Below are 19,203 nucleotides of genomic sequence, written 5' to 3'. Positions count from 1 at the left end.
CAAAAGATTCCGAAACAAGTTCGGAATGATTTAACTTATTATTAAATCACCTTTGCTTCGTTATGAAGTAAGTTTACTAACTCGTCTAAGTTACCTGCATCTACTAAAGTTACAGCTCCTTTTGGTGCTGGCTTTTCAAATTTAACCGAAGTTGTTTCAGTTTCAGCATTAGCAGCTTCTACAACATTTAAAGGTTTTTTTCTAGCCATCATGATTCCTCTCATATTAGGAATACGTAAATCGCTTTCCTCTACTAATCCTTTTTGACCAGCAATAACTAATGGTAAAGCTGTTGTTACAGTTTCTTTACCACCATCTATTTCTCTTGTAGCGGTAGCGTTAGTTCCATCTATTTCTAAGTTAATACAGTTTGTTACAAAGTTTGCTCCTATTAATTCAGATAACATTCCTGGTACCATACCTCCATTATAATCTATAGACTCACGACCTGCAATTACTAAATCGTAACCTCCATCTTGTACTACTTTAGCTAATTCTTTAGCAACCTGAAAACCATCTTTAGCTTCTGCATTTACTCTAATTGCATTGTCTGCGCCAATTGCTAATGCTTTACGTAATGTTGGTTCTGTTTCTGCACCACCTACATTTACAACATCTACACTTGCTCCTTGCTTTTCTTTAAACCACATTGCACGTGTTAAACCAAACTCATCGTTTGGATTGATAACAAATTGCACACCATTTGTGTCGAATTTAGAATCTCCGTCTGTAAAATTAATTTTTGACGTTGTGTCTGGCACGTGACTAATACACACTAAAATCTTCATATTTTTATTATTAAATTTTTGATTATTTTCTTGGAAGCTTAGAACTATAACGTTATCGTAAGACATTCATCTAATACTTCTCTTTTTCAGGATACGAAGATAATTCATTTATTTCAAAAATATACTATGCATGCATAATAAATTTTAAATAAATTGTTCAGTATTAGTTTACAGTAATTGTTATTTTTGCTACTCAATTTTACAAATTTTATGAAGACAATTCAATTTAGAGAAGCTATTTGTGAAGCCATGAGCGAAGAAATGCGCCGTGATGAGAGCATTTATTTAATGGGTGAAGAAGTAGCAGAATATAACGGTGCTTACAAAGCATCTAAAGGTATGTTAGACGAATTTGGTGCTAAACGTGTTATAGATACACCAATTGCCGAGCTTGGATTTGCTGGTATAGCTATAGGTTCTACCATGACAGGAAACAGACCTATTGTAGAATATATGACATTTAATTTCTCTTTAGTAGGAATTGACCAAATTATTAACAACGCTGCAAAAATTAGACAAATGTCTGGTGGGCAATTTAAATGTCCTATCGTTTTTCGTGGGCCAACCGCTTCTGCAGGACAATTAGCTGCTACACACTCTCAAGCTTTCGAGAGTTGGTTTGCAAACACGCCTGGTTTAAAAGTTGTTGTTCCATCTAACCCTTACGATGCAAAAGGTTTATTAAAATCTGCAATACGTGACGACGATCCAGTTATTTTTATGGAAAGTGAGCAAATGTATGGTGATAAAGGTGAAGTACCAGAAGGAGAATACACTATACCATTAGGTGTTGCCGATATTAAAAGAGAAGGAACAGATGTAACTATTGTTTCTTTTGGAAAGATTATTAAAGAAGCTTACAAAGCAGCAGATGAATTAGCAAAAGATGGTATTTCTTGTGAAATAATTGATTTAAGAACTGTACGTCCATTAGACAAAAAAGCCGTTTTAGAATCTGTTAAGAAAACAAACCGTTTAGTAGTTTTAGAAGAAGCTTGGCCATTTGGTAACGTTTCTACAGAGCTAACATATATTGTGCAGTCTGAAGCTTTTGATTATTTAGATGCGCCTGTTGTAAAAATTAACACAGCAGATACTCCTGCACCTTATTCTCCAGTTTTATTAGAAGAGTGGTTACCTAACCATGAGTCTGTAATTAAAGCTGTTAAAAAAGTTATGTACAAGTAATTAAAAAAAAAATTACCTTTATAAAAACTTCATTAGCATGATTGTTGATGAAGTTTTTTTATTTAAAACTAATAGATGAAATATAGAATATTATCCTTTTTGTTTTTATTAGCTAGTGTTACAGTTTTAGCTCAAACAAAAATTAGCGGTCACATTTACGATGAAAGTAATGAACCTATAGCCTATGCAAACGTCTATTTTCAAGGTACAAGTATTGGAACTATAACAGACGAAAACGGAACGTACTATCTAGAAGATGATGGCAATCACGACACTGTAGTTTTTTCATTTATTAGTTACGTCACGCAAACTGTACCTTTAAAACAAAAGGTAACTTACGATTTTGATATTGTTTTAAAAGAAGATGTTGCAGCTCTAGACGAAGTACTTATTGTTTCTGGCAAGCAACCTAAAAAAAACAATCCAGCAATAGATATTTTACGAAAAATATGGGCCAACAAAAGAAGTAATGGTTTAAAGCAATACAACCAATACCAATACGATCGCTACGAAAAGGTAGAGTTTGATTTAAATACTATTGACAGTGCAACAATGAAAAGCAAACTGTTTAAAGGTATGGAGTTTGTTTTTGAGCAGGTAGACACCTCTAACATAACAGGTAAAACCTATTTACCAATGTTTATTAACGAGTCGTCTAGCGAAGTTTATGGCGATAATATAATTAACGAAAAACGTGAAATACTAAAAGGCAATAAAAACTCTGGTTTTAGTAACAACCAGATTATTATAGATTTTGTTGACGACTTATACAGCGATTTTGATGTTTATGATAACTATTTGAAGTTTTTTGATAAAAGCTTTACAAGTCCTATTTCAAGAACAGGAATTAATGTGTACAATTATGTGCTAGCAGATAGCGCATATATAGACAACAAATGGTGTTATAATATTATTTATTACCCACGACGTAAAAACGAGTTAACCTTTAAAGGAGACTTTTGGGTTGCAGATACCACTTTTGCTATTAAAGATATAAATATGCAAGCCTCTAAAAGTGCAAATATAAACTGGGTAAAAGAAATATATATTGAACAGGAATATGAGGTACTTAATGATTCTGTATTTTTAATTAAACGTGATTATTTTATGTCGGATTTTGCTTTTAATAAAAAGGAAAAGTCCCAAGGTATTTATGGTAAACGTACTTCATTGTATAATAATTACAAGTTTGACATTGAAAAAGACCCAAAATTTTACAAAGAAAAAGTCTATAGTTTTGATGAAGATTTATACAATCAAGACGATGCTTTCTGGGAAGAAAACAGAATGGAAAAGCTTAGTAAAGACGAAAAAGGTGTTTACGTCATGTTAGACTCTTTAAAGAAAACCAAAAAATTTAAACGTCTTTATAATATAGGAAGCATATTAGCATCTGGATATATTGAATTTGATGAACTAAACCTAGACTATGGTAGCGTATTTTCAACCTTTGGTTTTAACGAAGTAGAAGGTTTACGTTTACGTGCTGGTGGTCGTACCTATTTTGGACAAAATGACCTTTGGAGGTTAGAAGGTTTTACAGCCTACGGTTTTAAAGACAATAAGTTTAAATACGGTATTTCTGGAAAATGGTTATTAGACAAAAAAAACAGGTTTATAATTTCTGGTGGTAACAGGCGTGATGTAGAACAAATTGGAGCCAGTTTAACCTCATCTACAGATGTTTTAGGAAGAAGTTTAGCTTCGTCTTCTATAGTTGGCACAGGAACTAACGATAAGCTTACCAATATAAACCTAAGTACAATTGCTATTGAAGCAGAACTTGTTAGAAATTTAGTAACACGAGTTAGTGGTACTTACAAAACCTTAGAGTCTGCCTCACCAACCTTTAGTTTAGATTATTATACAGATGCTACACAAACAACTACAGCATCAGAAATAAAGCAATACGAATCTGCTTTTTCTGTTCGCTATATGCCAAAACGAGAAATGACAGGTTTTGGTGTAGAACGTCGTGTAAAAAACAGCGATTTCGCACAGTTATTCGCTCAAGTAACTCGCGGAGACAAAGGTGTTTTTGATAGTGATTTTGATTACACAAAGCTTCAGTTTTCGTATATACAACCCATAGCTGTTGGTGGCTTTGGTCGCTTAACTACGTCTATAGAAGTTGGTAAAACATATGGGCAAATACCATTAGCCTTAATGAGTGTTGTTCCTGGAAACCAATCGTATTTTTCAATTTATAACACCTTTTCACAGTTAGATTTTTATGAGTTTGTAACCGATGAATACGCAACATTACACGTAGAGCATAATTTTAATGGGAGATTATTTTCTAGAATTCCATTACTTAAAAAACTAAACCTTAGAGCTATTGTTGGTTTTAGAGGTGTTATGGGAGATGTCTCTCAAGAAAATAGAGATATAAATGCATCGTTTAATCCAGACGGAACGCCATTTGTTTATGTTGCTCCAAATAAAGAAGCTTACTACGAATACAGTATAGGCGTTGGCAATATTTTTAAAGTGTTTAGAATAGATTTTAACTTTAGAGGTAATTACTTAGATCCAAGTTTTAATCCAGATGCTAGAAAATTTGGTGTTACAGGTAGTTTTGGTTTTTATTTCTAATTTAAAATTGAACTCTAAAACTCACATTTGGAGTTAACTTTAGCGATTTGTTATCAATTTCTATAGTTTGTTCTTGATTATTTGTATCAACCTCATAATAACGACTAATTGTATTATTTTGATTAGTTACGTTTCTAACACCCAAATTTATAGTTGCTTTAGTAGTATTTAAAAAACTAAAATTATAAGCCAAAGATGCATCAAGCCTAAAAAACGAATCTAAGGTTTCGTTATTAGGTAAATCATAATTTACAAAGGTTACATTTCCATCTTGTACTGTTTCGTTACCTTCTACTGGTTTTGTATAAGGAACACCAGAACGCCAAACTCCACCTAGAGATGCTTTTAAATTTTCTAAAATATTATAATTAAAAGCTAATGATATAGAATGCCTAATATCTACATTATTAGGAAAAACTGAAGGTGTAAAACTCTCAAAATTATAATCATTAATACTATATGTGTAACTCAACCACGTGCTATAGTTACTAGAAGATTTATTTATTAAAAACTCTACACCTCTAGCAGTGTAATCTCCTGTTGCACTTAAAAACTGAAAGTTATTATAAAACCCTTGATTACTGGCTGTAATACCATTTACTAATTTATAAAAAGCGGTTGCTTCTATATTTAAATTGTTTTGCTTATAATCTATACCAAACGACGCTTGTTTACTTGTTGTAATAGGTATATCTTTTTCGTTAGCCAGAACCCAACGTCTATTTTCCACACCTAAAAAATCGTCTTGAAAATCTATTTTTTGTGTTGCAGTTTGGTTTTTAAATTCTCCTTTTAAGTTTAAAGCAAACTGTCTTGAAATTTTTTGTTTAATGTTAATTCTTGGCTCTACTAAAAGTTTATTAAATTTTTGAAAATAATTAAGCCTAGCTCCTACTCGTAAATAAGTTTTGGCATTTTTAAATTCTGTTTCTGTATAAAAGGCATGGTTTAATAATACATCTTTTTTAGTACGGTTAAATGCAGGAATAGAAACATTAGTCTCGTTTAATATTCCTGTTTCATTAAATTGATAGCCTGCTAAAAGTGATAATTTTGAATTTAATTTATAATTAGCATTTAGCTTTACTCCTGTTTCTAAAACTTCGTTAGACTGAAATAATAATTGATTGGTTTCAACTCGTAAATCTGAAGCATCAACATTGTATTTAGAATAATAACCAATTAGTTTAGTAGAAAAGTGATTGTTCCAATTTGCTTTCCAATGTCCTCCCATACCAATGTTTTTTTGATTTAGATTACTAGATTTTGTTGTTGTTTCACTATTATTTATAGTTGTTTCGGCATAGTCAAGATTATTATCAATTACTATAATATTACTTCTAAATTCATGGTTTTCACCTAAATCAAATAAAAGTTTTGCACTATAATCGTAAAATGAAAAATTAGAATTAGACTCTCCATTAAAAGTAGTTTCATTATTATTTAAATCACTGTCTTGAAAACTTTTATCGAAGTAATTATTATACGTTGGAGTTAAAAATACATCTGTAAAAGAACGTCTTCCAGATACATGTAGCTCTAAATTTTTTGCTAATGGGATTTCTAAAAAAGCATCACCACTAATAAGGTTTATTCCTGCTCCGCCAGAAAATGTATTTGTAATTTTATTTTTGGTAAACATATTAATAGTACTAGAAACGCCATCACTATATTGACTACTGGTACCATTTTTACTTACTATTACTTTATTAGTTAAATATGGATTGTAAGCAGAAATTAAACCAAAAAAGTGTCCTGAGTGATACATTTTAATATCATCCCAAAGCATTAAATTTTCGTCGTTAGAACCACCTCTAATATTTATGTTTGCTATACTTTCATTTTTACTTTCTACACCAGGAAGTGCTTGTATCGATTGTAATATATCTGGATCTATTAATCCTGGAAGAATGCCAAATTTTTTAGTGTTTAAAATGGTACTTCCGTCGAAACTTTTTTGTAATCCTGTGGTTAAAAACTTTGTAATATAAACTTGATTCAAGCTAATTTGAGCTTCCTCCAAAACAATTGTTTTACAAGTATTATTTGTTGAAAAAAAAGTTTTTGCTAAATGTTTTTCTGTATTAAAACCTAAATAAGATATTTCTATAATAGCATTTAAAGGAATATTTTTTAACTCAAATTTTCCTTTTGCATTTGTAATTACTCCCTTTGAAGTTGTTGTATGTTTTATTGTTGCTCCTAAAAGAGGCTTATTATCTTTATTAACTATAAAACCACATATAGTAATGGTTTTTTCTAAAACAGAAACTGTTATATAACGGTTGTCTAAAGTCTTAAAGTTTAATAATGTATTTGCGTTTAAATAGGCTAAAGTCTCACTTAAACTTAAATTATTTTCTGGTTGTTTTATATCAATATTTGAAACATCTTCAAACGCATACGAGAATTTTACATTGTATTTAATTTCGGTTGCTTCTAAAAACTTGATTAAATCAATAGTTTTATCTTTTTGTTGACTAAAACAAATACTGGTTAAAAAAATAAAAGAATAAACAAGCCAAGTTTTAATTTTCATAGGTATAGAAAGTAACTGTATCACCTTCAGTTTTGTAACTTAATTTTAATGGTATTGTTATAGATTGTAGTGCTATATCTTTATTATTATGTGTAAAAGTACCTGTAAAAAGTTTTTCTGTATTAATAGATTGTGTAATCACTTTTATATTATAATAATTTTCTAAATCTGCTATTACGTATTTAAGTGGCACTTTAACAAAGGTAGATTCTTGGCTTAACCAAGAAGGTTGTATGCTTGAAAAATCGTCTACTAACTCTATTGCATTATTTACTACTCTAAACGATTTTCCTTTAGATAATTTTACGGTTTCTCCATTAAATGTAACAGCAACTAAACCTTCGTAGCATTGCACTTCAAAATAGTTATCACGTTCTTTTACATTAAACTGGGTTCCTAAAACTTGTATCTCACCAACACTTGTTTTTACTGTAAACTTCTTACCTTTACTTACTTTAAAAAAAGCTTCACCATCAAGTTCTAAATCTCTATCGTTTTTCCATTTCTTCTTATTGTAACTAAGGCTAGAAACTGCACTTAGCATTACTTGAGAGTTGTCTGGTAATGTAATGGTTTGGGTTTCTGCAATGCTAGTATTAAAACTTTTATTATTATTAAAAAAAGTTAAAAAAGTTACACTTAGCATAACAACTAAAATAGCGGCATATTTTAAGTATGGCTTAAAATTTAAAGTGCGAACTTTTGGTTTTTGCTTTTGTTTTAGTCTAAAAGCATGTAATGCAGCTTCAGCATCTACTTTTGGAGCTTCTAATTGCGTTGAGTAATGTGCTATTTTCTCTAAATCTTTAAAATTTCCCGATTTTTTTAAATCATCAATTTCTTCATGAGAAAGCTCATTATTTAACCATTTTAGTATTTTATTTTCATCTTTCATTTTATAAGTGCTTCACCTCTAAGACAGTTAATTTTATATTTACCCTACTTTTTTTTATAAAATATCTATTTTCTCTCTAAGAATAGTTAATGCTAAAGACATTCGTTTTTCTACAGCTTTTTGAGAAACACCTAACATTTCGGCTATCTCTCTATATTTCTTTCCTTCAATTCTATTTAATAAAAATACCTCACGCTGTTTATCTGTTAATAAAGAAATAGCATTTTGAAGCTTTGCTTTAAACTCTTCTTCTTCTAAGATATATTCTGGGTTTTGATTATTAATATCTAGATATGGAGCTGCTTTAGCATATTCCATAACAACCTTTTCATGTTTAATTTTATTTAAAAAAAGATTGTTAACCGTAGTAAACAAATACGTTTTTGCTTTAGTAAAATCAATTTTAGAACAATTTTCCCAAATTTTAGAAAACGCATCTTGTACCAAATCTAAAGCTGTATCCTTATCTCCACATTTATAGTAAGCAAAATTACTTGCCTGTTGTATATACTCTAAATAAAAGTTATTAAAGTAACTGTCTTCACAAAGTTTTTTATCGTTCCTCATTGTTTGCAAATAAAGTAAAAACAAGTTAGTTATAAAAAAAGTTAATTTAAAAGTAGGGTATATTCTTTTTCTATTGTCTAACTATTATAATTATAAATCCATTGACCATGATACCAATCAAAATATTAGAAGTCGTAGAAATTGTATTAACCATAGCATTAGTGTTTTTATTAAGCTATGCTATAATTTTAATAAATTAAAAGTAGGGTAAAATAATTTACAATTGTCTTACTTACAAATGGGCGAAAATCGCTAGAAAAAGAAAAACAAATTTAAAAATGAAAACAATGAAAAATTTAAAATTAATTGCCACAGTATTTTTAACAGCCTTATTAACTTTTACTTCATGCCAAGATGAGATAGATAATGAAACAGGCGAAAACCCAAACACTAACACAAATACCGCAAATTCTCAAACAGCAAACAATTTAGAACGTTCATCTATGTACGATGGTTCGTTTGATGACTTTTTAGATGGTGTATCATGTTCTTCAATTTTACTACCAGTAACTGCTACAGTTAACAACACAGAAGTTACAATAATTAGCCAAGCAGATTACCAACAAGTATTAGATATTTTAGCAGAATTTAATACAGATGATGATACCGTTGTATTACAATTTCCTGTTACAGTTGCATTAAGTAACTATACAGAGGTTGTTGTAACAAACCAAGCAGAATATGATGCTATAAATGAAGCCTGTGAACAAGCCGAAGCTAATGCAGAAAACGCTTTATCTTGTGTAGATATTAATTTTCCAATTACAATTTTTACTTACAATATAAATGCAGAACAAACAGGAAGTGTTGTTATAGAAAGTGAAGAGCAACTGTATAACTATATTAATAATTTTAATGAAGACGAATTATTTTCTGTAAACTACCCAATTACAGTTACTGGTGCAGGAGGAAACACTGTTACTATCTCAAGTGATGCAGATTTACAATCAAGCGTAGAAGACTGTGTAATGCAAGAAGACACTATGGAAGATGCAGAAGGAAACGCAAACAACTTAGAAGAAATATTAGTTGATGGATTATTTCAAGTAGAATCTTTTGTAAACTCTGGTGTAGATACTGCAAATGATTATGTAGAATTCACTATCGATTTTGCAAATGACTTATCTCTAGTAGCAGAAAACACAGTAAATTCAACAGTTGAAAATGTAGAAGGTACTTATCAAGTAACCTCTCAAACAGAAGTGTTTTTAAACCTAAACTTTACAAGTAATGCTAATTTTAGTTTACTTAACCAAAACTGGGAAGTAACAAGTTTTAACAACACAAGCATATCTTTACAAAGTACGACTAATGCTGCAGCAACACTAGTATTACAACAAATTTAATCTCAAAATAAAACCTATTACCCCAAATTTATCGTAAATAATAAGTTGATTGTTGAAAATAAGCTACTATCTCAATTGAGACAGTAGCTTATTTAAAGTATATTTATATCATGAAAAAGAACACTTATTTTATTATTATTTTATTATTTATTACCAGTTTTTCTTGTTCTAAAGACGATGAAAGTAACGGAACAGAAAACACTATAGATTATCATTTACAAAACGTTGGAGCATCATCTAAAGATTTACTTTCAGATACTCAATATAAAAGTTTAGTAATAGAATTAATTTATGTTGAAGGTTTTGAACCAACACAACAAGCAGTTAATAATATAGTTGCTTTTTTTAATGAACGAACTTACAAACCCAATGGAATAACTGTACAAAAAAGAAGTATTCCATCACCAGGTTTATCTCCATACACTACCAATGAAGTTAGAACAATTGAAGATAACAATAGAACCATTTTTAATACAGAAGATCAATTAGCCGTTTGGGCATTATATATAGATGGTTTATCTGCAAGCAACTCTCAAAACAGTTCTGTTTTAGGTACTGCTTATAGAAATACATCATTTGTTATATACGAAGAAAGTATACACAACTTGAGTGATGATGCTTTTGAACCTAGTAGGCAAGCCTTAGAAACAACAGTAACTTTACATGAAATAGGCCATATATTTGGACTAACAAATTTAGGTGCACCATTACAATCTAATCATGAAGATGAAGCGCACCCAAAACATTGCGATGAAACAAATTGTTTAATGTTCTGGAAAACCGAAACAACAAATGGCGTTATGGATATGGTTTCTGGAGATGAAATACCACAATTAGATGCACAATGCATTGCAGATTTGCAAGCAAACGGAGGAAAATAAAAACCCTAAATAAATATTTACAAAATGAAAAAACAAATCTTATCATTTGCGCTAATAGTAATAGCTGCAATAACAATAAATGCACAAGATGCAGAAAGTAAAAACAAATCGCATGCAGGAATTAAAGGAGGTTACAGTTTAGCCTCTGTAAGTTTTGATGGCGATGGTGAAACTGGACAACGTAGCGGCTTTAATATAGGCTTTTATGGCGAATCATTTGTTAATAACGCCGTAGCAATACAAGTAGAGTTACAATACTCTCAACAAGGCTACGAAATTAAAAATGACAATTCTACATTTACACAAAAAGTAAATTATATTAATTTACCATTACTATTAAAAATCTATCCAACTCAAAATTTCTTCCTAGAAGCAGGACCACAAGCAGGTTTAGCAATTTCTCATAAAGAAGAATTTGATAGTGAATTTAATCTCTTTGATAACGAAGAAGAGTTTGAACCAAATAAATTTGATTACGGAGTTAATTTCGGAGCAGGTTTTAAAACAGACTCTGGAGTAAGCTTTGGTGTAAGATATCATTTAGGCCTAGGAGACATATATGATGAAGGAAAACCAAAAAATAGAGTTTGGCAGTTTACATTAGGTTTCGACTTTTAAATTAAACTTAATAATAAGATTTTATATAATACTTGTTAAAACTCAAATGAATATGTATTTTTGCTGCCCGAAAAACCTTAGTTTTTCGTTTATAAACAATAATTAGCATCCCATTTTCGGGAATAAACAAATAATATTTCATGAGTCCAGAAGGAAAATTAACTTTTGATGTTTTAATAGAAATACCAAAAGGAAGCAGAAACAAGTATGAATACGATTTTGAATTAAATAAAATTCGTTTCGATCGTATGTTATTTTCATCAATGATGTATCCAGGAGATTACGGTTTTATACCAGAAACATTAGCATTAGATGGAGATCCATTAGATGTTTTAGTAATGGGTACAGAACCTACTTTTCCTATGTGTGTTGTAGAAGTTAAACCAATTGGCGTTTTCCATATGGCAGACGAAAAAGGTCCTGACGAGAAATTAATTTGTGTTCCTGTTACAGATCCTATTTGGAATAGCTACAATGATATTGATGATTTAAATCCTCACCGTATTAAGGAAATTACACACTTTTTCCAAGTGTATAAAGATCTAGAAAAGAAAAAAGTAGATGTTGGTGGTTGGGGAGACGCAAAAGAAGCTTACGAGATTCTTAACAAATGTGTTGAACGCTACGAAAATAGTGAGCATAAAACCAATGGTAACTTTACAATATAATCTATTATATTAAAATAGTTAAAAGCCTTTCAAAGTATATTTGAAAGGCTTTTTTATTATTATATTTGTACCGTGATAAAATTAACAACATTCTTATTTATTGGTGGCCAAGAAGCAATTTTAATTATTCTTGCAGTAGTCATGATATTTGGTGCCAAAAACATTCCAGAAATCGCTAGAGGTCTTGGTAAAGGCATGCGTATGCTAAAAGATGCATCTAACGATATTAAAGGCGAAATAACTAAAAGTGCCGAGCAAAATGGTATTGATACCAGTATTACAAAAGATGTACAAGACGAACTTAAAAAAGTAAAAGACGACCTTGAAGACTTTACAGGCTCAATAAGTCGTAAAATGTAATTCTCAATTTTAAAAGCTTAATTTTAAAATTTCATAATTTCGTGATATATATATTGCGAAATATTTAATATCTTGAAGGTCTAACCTTTAATTATTAAATATGAAAACAACTCCCTTTAAACTACTTTTAGTAGTATTAGTAATCTTTTCATCTTGTGCTGAAGACACTACAAGTGATATTAAAGAACAAGAACAACAACTTCTTGACCAATCTAAACCTCTTACAATAGAAGAAATTAATGCCGAAATTGAGATGCAACTTAATAAAGGCGAAACATTTGAATGGAAAAATGAAACCGATCATTTTTTATGGAGTGCAGTTGTACACGGAAATAATATTCTTACCATAGGCTACGGTAATGAAAACGAAAATTTTAGCGAAAATAGATCTAAAGAATTACTTGATAAAAAAGAAAATATTATAAAATCTATTGAAGCTACAGAAAACTACACACGCAGTAAAGAAACTGTCGTAGAATATGAAATTATCAATGTTATCGATGTAAAAATTGAAAACCTAGAATCTATTACCCGTTTAAGAAAAATGGATGGTATTCGCTATTTAGAACCAAATGGTTACAATCACTATGGCACTAATAATGCTATGCGTTCTAGTTCTGGATGTAGCAAAGATGGTGAATCTATTAACAGCGCACACTACTCTACAATTGCACCTAATAATGCACAGGTAAGTTGGCATTTTAACCAGCATAATATACCACAAGCATGGAATTATAGTACAGGCGCTGGCATTACTATAGGCTTAATAGATACTGGAGTATCACAATCACAATCTTTATTAAATGGTAATGGTTTTAAAGATGGTTACTCATCAAACTCAAGATTTGTACAAAAATACGGTACGTTTATAGACTCTAATTGGTGGTGGTCAAGCAATTATGATGGACCACATGATAAATGTGGTCACGGTACAGCAATGGCTTCTACAATGGCTGCACCAAGAAACGATAATGGCATGCCTGTAGGTGTTGCCTATAATTCGAATTTAGTAGCCTATAGAGCTACTGAAGATGTATTACTAAACGATTATCATGAACGTAAAGGTGTATCTAAAGCATTAACAGAATTAGCTAACAGAAACGATGTTAAAATAATCTCTATGTCTATTGGTTATGTTTGGTCTATTGGTAATATTAAAGATGCTGTAAAATATGCTTATAGTAAAGGTAAATTAATATTTGCAGCTGGTGGTACTTCTACTAGTTTTACAAATGGTTATGGTGTAATTTTTCCTGCTACAATGAGTGAAACTGTAGCTGTTACTGGTGTAAATGATGGGTCTAATTACGAGCGTTGTGACACTTGCCATAGTGGTAGCAAAATTGATTTTACAATTATTATGGAAGGTAATAACAATACAAGTAAAGCACCTCCAGTTTTAGGTTTTTATAATAACCAAAGACGTTACACTGGTGGCTCTTCTGTAGCAACAGCAACAACAGCAGGTATTGCTGCATTAGTTTGGTCTAGACACCCAAGCTGGAGCAGAACTCAAGTTTTAAATAAATTAAAACAATCATCAGAATTTTACCCTAACAAAAACTCAAGCTTTGGTTATGGTAATATTAATGCACTACAAGCTGTGCAATAAAATATCTTTAAAAAAATTTAAGCTTCCTTATTAAGGAGGCTTTTTTTTTACAAATTATTTTACTCTGCTTTTAAAATATACTTTTTCATTAAAAACAAACCATAAAGTAAACATGGTAGCGTAAAAAGCGTAATAAAAATACTATTCTCCAAAGAAACTGGTTCAACAATTTTTGTTGTGATTTTTGCACCTACTTCATCAAGATCTCCTACAAAATCAATTATTGCATGAATAATAACTAACGGGTAAATTCTTTTTGTTACAATCAATAAAAAACCAAACATAACACCAATAAATGTTGCAAATCCAATTTGGGACAGCTCTCCATAAATACCTTTATCAAAATTTATTATATGTATTAACCCAAAAAAAAGTGAGGCTAAAAAAACCGAAATTATAACGCCTTTTTTAGAGTTTCCTAAATGGTTTATAAAATAAGATTGTAAAAAACCTCTAATACTTAATTCTTCGGCAAATCCAATTGTAATAACATAAAGTGAAAAAATTAAGATATTAGTAAATGAAATATTAGCATTTAAATCATCCATAAAAATACCATTAAGAGCACACAAATAAAGTACAGGAAATAATAGTAAATAAGCACGTTTTAATTTCACTTGTTTTAAACCTGCAATGACAAAAAGGTTGTTTCGTTTTATAAATACATATGAAACTATAATTAAAATTAAATTAGTAATAATACTTATTAATGTATGATAATTGTAGGAATCAATTTTAAGCCTTATTAACAGATGCCAAAAAAACGCTCTTGTAAATAATAATATTAAAAGAATTAAAACAAATAGAAAAAGCTGGTTCCAAAATTTGAGTTTAGATTTCATTAAAATAAATATATTACGTTGGTTATTATATTATTATAGACGTAATAAAATTTACAATGGTTGCTTTACTGTATAAATAAAAATCTAACATTAAGAAACTTACGCTAATCAATAAATTGTTTCTACTTTTGCAAAAGATAAAAAAGAAGGATTTAATGATTGATTATGTGATTATTGGTGGTGCACAAGCAGGATTAGCTATAGCTTATCATTTAAAAAAAATGAATAAAAAGTTTATAGTTCTTGATGGCGAATCTGAAATTGGTGCCTCTTGGTTAAACAGATGGGATTCTTTAAAATTATTTACACCAACAGAATACAATCATTTACCTGGTTTACCATTTAACGCTCCAAAAGGTCATTATCCTTCTAAAGTTGAAGTTGCTAATTATTTTAAAAAATACGTAGACACTTTTAATATTCCTGTACAGTTAAATACTCTTGTAACTAAAATAAATAAAACCGAAAAAGGTTTTGAAATCTCATACAATAACGAACAATTGATTGCTAACAATGTTATTGTTGCCACTGGACCTTTTCATATACCATATACGCCACCTTGCCATACAAAAATCGACAATAGTGTTTTACAAATGCATAGTAATTACTATAAAAATGTTAAACAATTACAAGATGGTGATACCTTAGTTGTTGGTGGTGGAGATTCTGGATACCAAATATTAAATGAAATATCTAAAGACAAAACAAGAACTGTTTATTTTTCTGGAGATACAAAAGTAAAGTCTTTACCTCAACAGTTTTTAGGTAAAACCTTATGGTGGTGGTTTACTAAAATTGGTTTTTTAAGCTATAATAAATATAGTTGGATTGGAAAAAAAATAAACTCTTCTACTCAACCAGTTATTGGTACAGATGTAAAAGAAATTTTATCTAGAGAAAATGTTATTTCTGTAGGAAGAACTAAAGATGCTTTAAACCAAGAAATTATTTTTGAATCTACCAAGATTTCAACTATAAAAAACGTGATTTGGTCAACCGGTTATCGCCCTAATTTTAAATGGATTAATGGTTTAGAATTAGATGCAGACGGCTACCCAAAAAACTATCGTGGTGTTAGCAATATAGATGGTCTTTATTTTATTGGCTTACCATGGATGTTTACACGAGGATCTGCGACTTTAGGTGGTGTATCAAAAGATGCCAGCTACCTTGCAAATGTAATACGTAGTAAAAATTAAAAAAACTTCTCTTAATTATCACATAAAACATATTGCCTAAAAATAGCTTCTAATTCCTTTTGCGGATTATTTGTTAAGCCAGAATGTGTTTTAGAGCTTTGTATTACAGTACTTCTTGATGCTGCTAACCACCTAAACCTATCGGCTAATTCAAACGTACCTATTTTACCGCTAGATTTATCACCTTTGCAAATTAAGTCCCAAGATTTTAAATAATTATTTAAATCTTCTAACTGCAAATCACAAGAAAAAGCAGCTAGTTTGGCTTCGTTAATATTATATTTTACGCTCAAAAATTTTTTTCTTTTCGAGAATAAAATCACTCCTATATTAAAAAACTCTTCACGTTCTACTCTAGGCACCAAACGTATTATAGCATATTCAAAAGTAACTTTATCTTGCATCTTCAGCTTCTTTTACTAATAAATCAATCATTGACAATTTAGCTTCTAAATATTCTATATAAGCTAATTTAATTTCGTTAGGAGACATTGTATCGCCTTCATTTTCTAACCAATCTTCAGGAATTTTATTAATTATTCTCTCAATTGTTTTAAAATCTAAGGTTTTAACTATTTCACTAGCTGCTTCCTTTAAATGTTGAGCGCGATCTAACAATACATGATCTTTTATTAATGGAAATGTTCTTGTTAGGTGATTTCTCCAAGTATCCCAATTATGATGAAAATAAAAACTGGCACCATTATCTATTACCCAAAGTTCTTTATTCCAGTTTAATATGTTTGGGTTTTTTGCTGTTCTGTCAATATTACTTATAATACTATCTAGCAGCACTACTTTAGAAGCTGTTAGAGCGTCTGCTACAGATGCTAATGGATCGTATGTTATAGAGCCACTTAAGTAGTGTAAACCTAAGTTTAAACCTACACTAAACTTTAATAAATCTTGAATTTCTTCATCTGGTTCGGTTTTACTAAACGAGTCGTCTAAGTTCATAAACACCAATTCTGGTACTTTTAAACCAATAGCTCGAGCTAATTCTCCACCAATAAACTCTGCAACTAATGCTTTTGTGCCTTGTCCTGCACCTCTAAACTTAAGCACATACAAAAAGTCATCACTACCTTTTACAATAGCTGGTAGCGATCCACCTTCACGCAACGGCGTTACATACTTAACCACATCTACAGTTCTAATTTCTAGTGTGCTCATTTAATTTTATAGCTTTCGGCTTATTGTTAATCCGTCTCGAATAGGTAATACAACTGTTTCTACTCTAGCATCGGTTTTTAAAAGTGCATTATAATCTAACACTGCTTTTGTCATTTTATCTTTTGGGTCTAGTTTTTCTATAACCTTACCGCTCCATAATACATTGTCTGATAATATAATCGCTCCCGGTTTTAATTTATCTACTATTAAATTAAAATAGTTTATATAATTATCCTTGTCTGCGTCAATAAAAACTAAATCGAAGGTTTTATTTAATTCTGGTATTACTTCTAAAGCATTACCTAAATGTTGATTTATTTGGTTTCCATAAGTAGATTTATCAAAAAAATTACGCTGAAAATCAAAAAGTTCTTCATTAATATCTATGGTGTCTATACTACCATTAGGTTTTAAACCTTCAGCCAGACATAATGTTGAATATCCTGTGAATGTACCTATTTCTAAAATATTTTCTGGTTGTATTAATTTTGAAATCATACTTAACACACGACCTTGGTACGGACCACTAGACATGCGTGGTTGTAATATTTTTTGAAAAGTTTCGCGTGTTAATTGTTGTAATAGCTCTGGCTCATTTTGAGAATGTGCTACTACATAATCGTCTAATTTTTCTGGTATAAAATGCATTTTATTATTTCCAAAATTCTATGTCAATAATCGTTTTATAATAAGTTTGAAATCCTTCTTCTTCTTTTCTTTAGAAAAATAGTATTTAGTTTCTATACATTCTAAGAACATTAAAAAACTAAAGACAATACTTAATAAAACGGATTCACTTATTTAACTTAATATTCTATTTACTAATTTTTGCTTGGCTGCTTCATCTTCACCACAAAGCCATCTTAGTACATTATCTTCCCAAATATTATCACGTTCTACTTCTGTAATAATTTTACGCTCCATTGCTAAATCTAGAATTTTTCCTGGGTAAGAGCTTTGTTTTTCACTTTCCATTTCTCCTAATGGGTAAGGATCATCGAGTCCCATTAATACTTGTTTTGAGCCTTGATTTTTAATTAACAATTCTAATCCGCCAGTATCATGAACTAAAGTATCGAAAAATATATTTTTATGTCCTACTGCTTTTCTTGGATGGCTTTTACCTTCAAATAAATCTGGCCTTCCATCAAAACCTTGAATTCTTCTACCTAGGTTTATTTGTGCTAATTGCCCACCGTGAGCAAAACAAGTTCTCATATTTGGATATTTATCTTGATACCCATTTAAGGTTAAAAAGTGATAAGCATCTGCACATTGTGCTAACATCCAGATTAAATGAAAACGCCAAGAGGTGTTTTCTAATTTTATAAATTTTTCTCCATCATATGGATGGATTTCTACTGCAAGATTATACTTATTAGCTAGCTCGAAAATAGGTTCGTTTTCCTCATCAAAAATACAACGCCAGGTACCAATAGTATCCATATAATGTGTTGGTAAGCATAATAATTGCATGCCTAACTCTTCTACACAACGTTCAATTTCCCAACATGCACCACGCACAAAACCTGGGTGGACTACAAAACCACAAGTAAATTTACTTGGGTTTTCGTGCTGTACATTAGCATTAAAATCGTTTTGAAAACGTAAGGCTTGTTTCATTTCTTCTACTCGCAAACCATTACCGTATAATTGCGATAAATTAAGTACTACGGCATGGTCTAACTTATTGCGCTCCATCCATGCTAGTTTTTCGTCTAAGAAAAAACTAGAATCTGTTACAGGACGACTCCAATCTTTTTGAAGCATGAATTTACGGTCTTTATCTACCCAAAATATACCTTTATCCTGCATAAATTGTGGAATTTGTTCTGGATATGGCAATAAATGTGAGTGACCGTTTATTCTAAGTTTTCTTTTGTTTCCCATTTTATTATTCCTAAGTTTTTGTGATTTTTAAAATGTTTTCGT

Annotated in this window: 18 protein-coding genes; 9 read left to right on the top strand and 9 right to left on the bottom strand. The window is 30.4% G+C overall.

The window, feature by feature from the left end; translation table 11 throughout:
* Positions 1–41: 41 nt before the first annotated feature.
* Positions 42–788, bottom strand: a complete 747-nt coding sequence (locus BM549_RS08285) for an electron transfer flavoprotein subunit beta/FixA family protein (protein WP_290469841.1) — start codon at positions 786–788, stop codon at positions 42–44.
* Between the two features lie 210 nt (positions 789–998).
* Here BM549_RS08285 and BM549_RS08280 point away from each other — a divergent pair, with 210 nt between their 5' ends.
* Positions 999–1,976 carry a pyruvate dehydrogenase complex E1 component subunit beta gene (locus BM549_RS08280; protein ID WP_290469840.1) on the top strand — a complete coding sequence of 326 codons (978 nt, stop codon included), beginning with the start codon at positions 999–1,001 and terminating at the stop codon, positions 1,974–1,976.
* A gap of 75 nt (positions 1,977–2,051) precedes the next feature.
* The gene (locus BM549_RS08275; RefSeq protein WP_290469839.1) at positions 2,052–4,571 is read left to right on the top strand and encodes a DUF5686 and carboxypeptidase-like regulatory domain-containing protein; all 2,520 of its coding nucleotides are present in this window, start codon (positions 2,052–2,054) and stop codon (positions 4,569–4,571) included.
* Position 4,572: 1 nt separating this feature from the next.
* On the opposite strand, the gene BM549_RS08270 is transcribed toward BM549_RS08275, so the two are convergent.
* Genes BM549_RS08270 through BM549_RS08260 form a run of 3 tightly spaced genes read right to left on the bottom strand, consistent with a single transcriptional unit; the run spans position 4,573 to position 8,572 of the window.
* Positions 4,573–7,110, bottom strand: coding sequence for a carboxypeptidase-like regulatory domain-containing protein (locus BM549_RS08270; protein WP_290469838.1), 2,538 nt, complete (start codon positions 7,108–7,110; stop codon positions 4,573–4,575).
* Entirely contained in the window at positions 7,100–8,005 is a 906-nt protein-coding gene (locus BM549_RS08265) for a FecR family protein (protein ID WP_290469837.1), read from the bottom strand. The genes BM549_RS08270 and BM549_RS08265 overlap by 11 nt, the downstream gene beginning before the upstream one ends.
* A gap of 54 nt (positions 8,006–8,059) precedes the next feature.
* Positions 8,060–8,572 carry an RNA polymerase sigma factor gene (locus BM549_RS08260; protein WP_290469836.1) on the bottom strand — a complete coding sequence of 171 codons (513 nt, stop codon included), beginning with the start codon at positions 8,570–8,572 and terminating at the stop codon, positions 8,060–8,062.
* A gap of 287 nt (positions 8,573–8,859) precedes the next feature.
* Between BM549_RS08260 and BM549_RS08255 the strand changes: the two genes are divergently transcribed.
* From BM549_RS08255 to BM549_RS08230, 6 genes are all read left to right on the top strand, one after another.
* Positions 8,860–9,918, top strand: coding sequence for a hypothetical protein (locus BM549_RS08255; RefSeq protein ID WP_290469835.1), 1,059 nt, complete (start codon positions 8,860–8,862; stop codon positions 9,916–9,918).
* A 110-nt stretch (positions 9,919–10,028) separates the two neighbouring features.
* Positions 10,029–10,799 carry a membrane metalloprotease gene (locus tag BM549_RS08250; RefSeq protein WP_290469834.1) on the top strand — a complete coding sequence of 257 codons (771 nt, stop codon included), beginning with the start codon at positions 10,029–10,031 and terminating at the stop codon, positions 10,797–10,799.
* Positions 10,800–10,823: 24 nt separating this feature from the next.
* Positions 10,824–11,417, top strand: coding sequence for a porin family protein (locus BM549_RS08245; protein WP_290469833.1), 594 nt, complete (start codon positions 10,824–10,826; stop codon positions 11,415–11,417).
* A gap of 140 nt (positions 11,418–11,557) precedes the next feature.
* A complete protein-coding gene (locus BM549_RS08240) occupies positions 11,558–12,085 on the top strand; it encodes an inorganic diphosphatase (protein WP_013870095.1) in 528 nt (175 codons plus the stop codon).
* A gap of 72 nt (positions 12,086–12,157) precedes the next feature.
* Positions 12,158–12,445, top strand: coding sequence for a twin-arginine translocase TatA/TatE family subunit (locus BM549_RS08235; protein ID WP_290469832.1), 288 nt, complete (start codon positions 12,158–12,160; stop codon positions 12,443–12,445).
* Positions 12,446–12,545: 100 nt separating this feature from the next.
* A complete protein-coding gene (locus BM549_RS08230; protein WP_290469831.1) occupies positions 12,546–14,057 on the top strand; it encodes a S8/S53 family peptidase in 1,512 nt (503 codons plus the stop codon).
* A 59-nt stretch (positions 14,058–14,116) separates the two neighbouring features.
* Here the strand turns inward: BM549_RS08230 and BM549_RS08225 are convergent, their stop codons facing one another.
* Positions 14,117–14,674, bottom strand: coding sequence for a CPBP family intramembrane glutamic endopeptidase (locus BM549_RS08225; protein WP_290469830.1), 558 nt, complete (start codon positions 14,672–14,674; stop codon positions 14,117–14,119).
* Positions 14,675–15,054: 380 nt separating this feature from the next.
* Here BM549_RS08225 and BM549_RS08220 point away from each other — a divergent pair, with 380 nt between their 5' ends.
* Positions 15,055–16,098, top strand: a complete 1,044-nt coding sequence (locus BM549_RS08220; RefSeq protein ID WP_290469916.1) for an NAD(P)/FAD-dependent oxidoreductase — start codon at positions 15,055–15,057, stop codon at positions 16,096–16,098.
* Positions 16,099–16,109: 11 nt separating this feature from the next.
* On the opposite strand, the gene BM549_RS08215 is transcribed toward BM549_RS08220, so the two are convergent.
* The 4 genes from BM549_RS08215 to BM549_RS08200 form a co-directional block, all read right to left on the bottom strand.
* Positions 16,110–16,502, bottom strand: coding sequence for a DUF3037 domain-containing protein (locus BM549_RS08215; RefSeq protein ID WP_290469829.1), 393 nt, complete (start codon positions 16,500–16,502; stop codon positions 16,110–16,112).
* Positions 16,492–17,271 carry a HipA family kinase gene (locus BM549_RS08210; protein WP_013870089.1) on the bottom strand — a complete coding sequence of 260 codons (780 nt, stop codon included), beginning with the start codon at positions 17,269–17,271 and terminating at the stop codon, positions 16,492–16,494. The genes BM549_RS08215 and BM549_RS08210 overlap by 11 nt, the downstream gene beginning before the upstream one ends.
* 6 nt (positions 17,272–17,277) lie before the next feature.
* Positions 17,278–17,919, bottom strand: coding sequence for an O-methyltransferase (locus BM549_RS08205; RefSeq protein ID WP_013870088.1), 642 nt, complete (start codon positions 17,917–17,919; stop codon positions 17,278–17,280).
* A gap of 153 nt (positions 17,920–18,072) precedes the next feature.
* Positions 18,073–19,161, bottom strand: a complete 1,089-nt coding sequence (locus BM549_RS08200; protein ID WP_013870087.1) for an amidohydrolase family protein — start codon at positions 19,159–19,161, stop codon at positions 18,073–18,075.
* Between the last annotated feature and the right edge of the window lie 42 nt (positions 19,162–19,203).

The sequence above is a fragment of the Lacinutrix sp. MedPE-SW genome (assembly GCF_001874145.1).
Classification (GTDB): domain Bacteria; phylum Bacteroidota; class Bacteroidia; order Flavobacteriales; family Flavobacteriaceae; genus Lacinutrix.
This window is presented reverse-complemented; position numbering and strand designations above follow the sequence as displayed.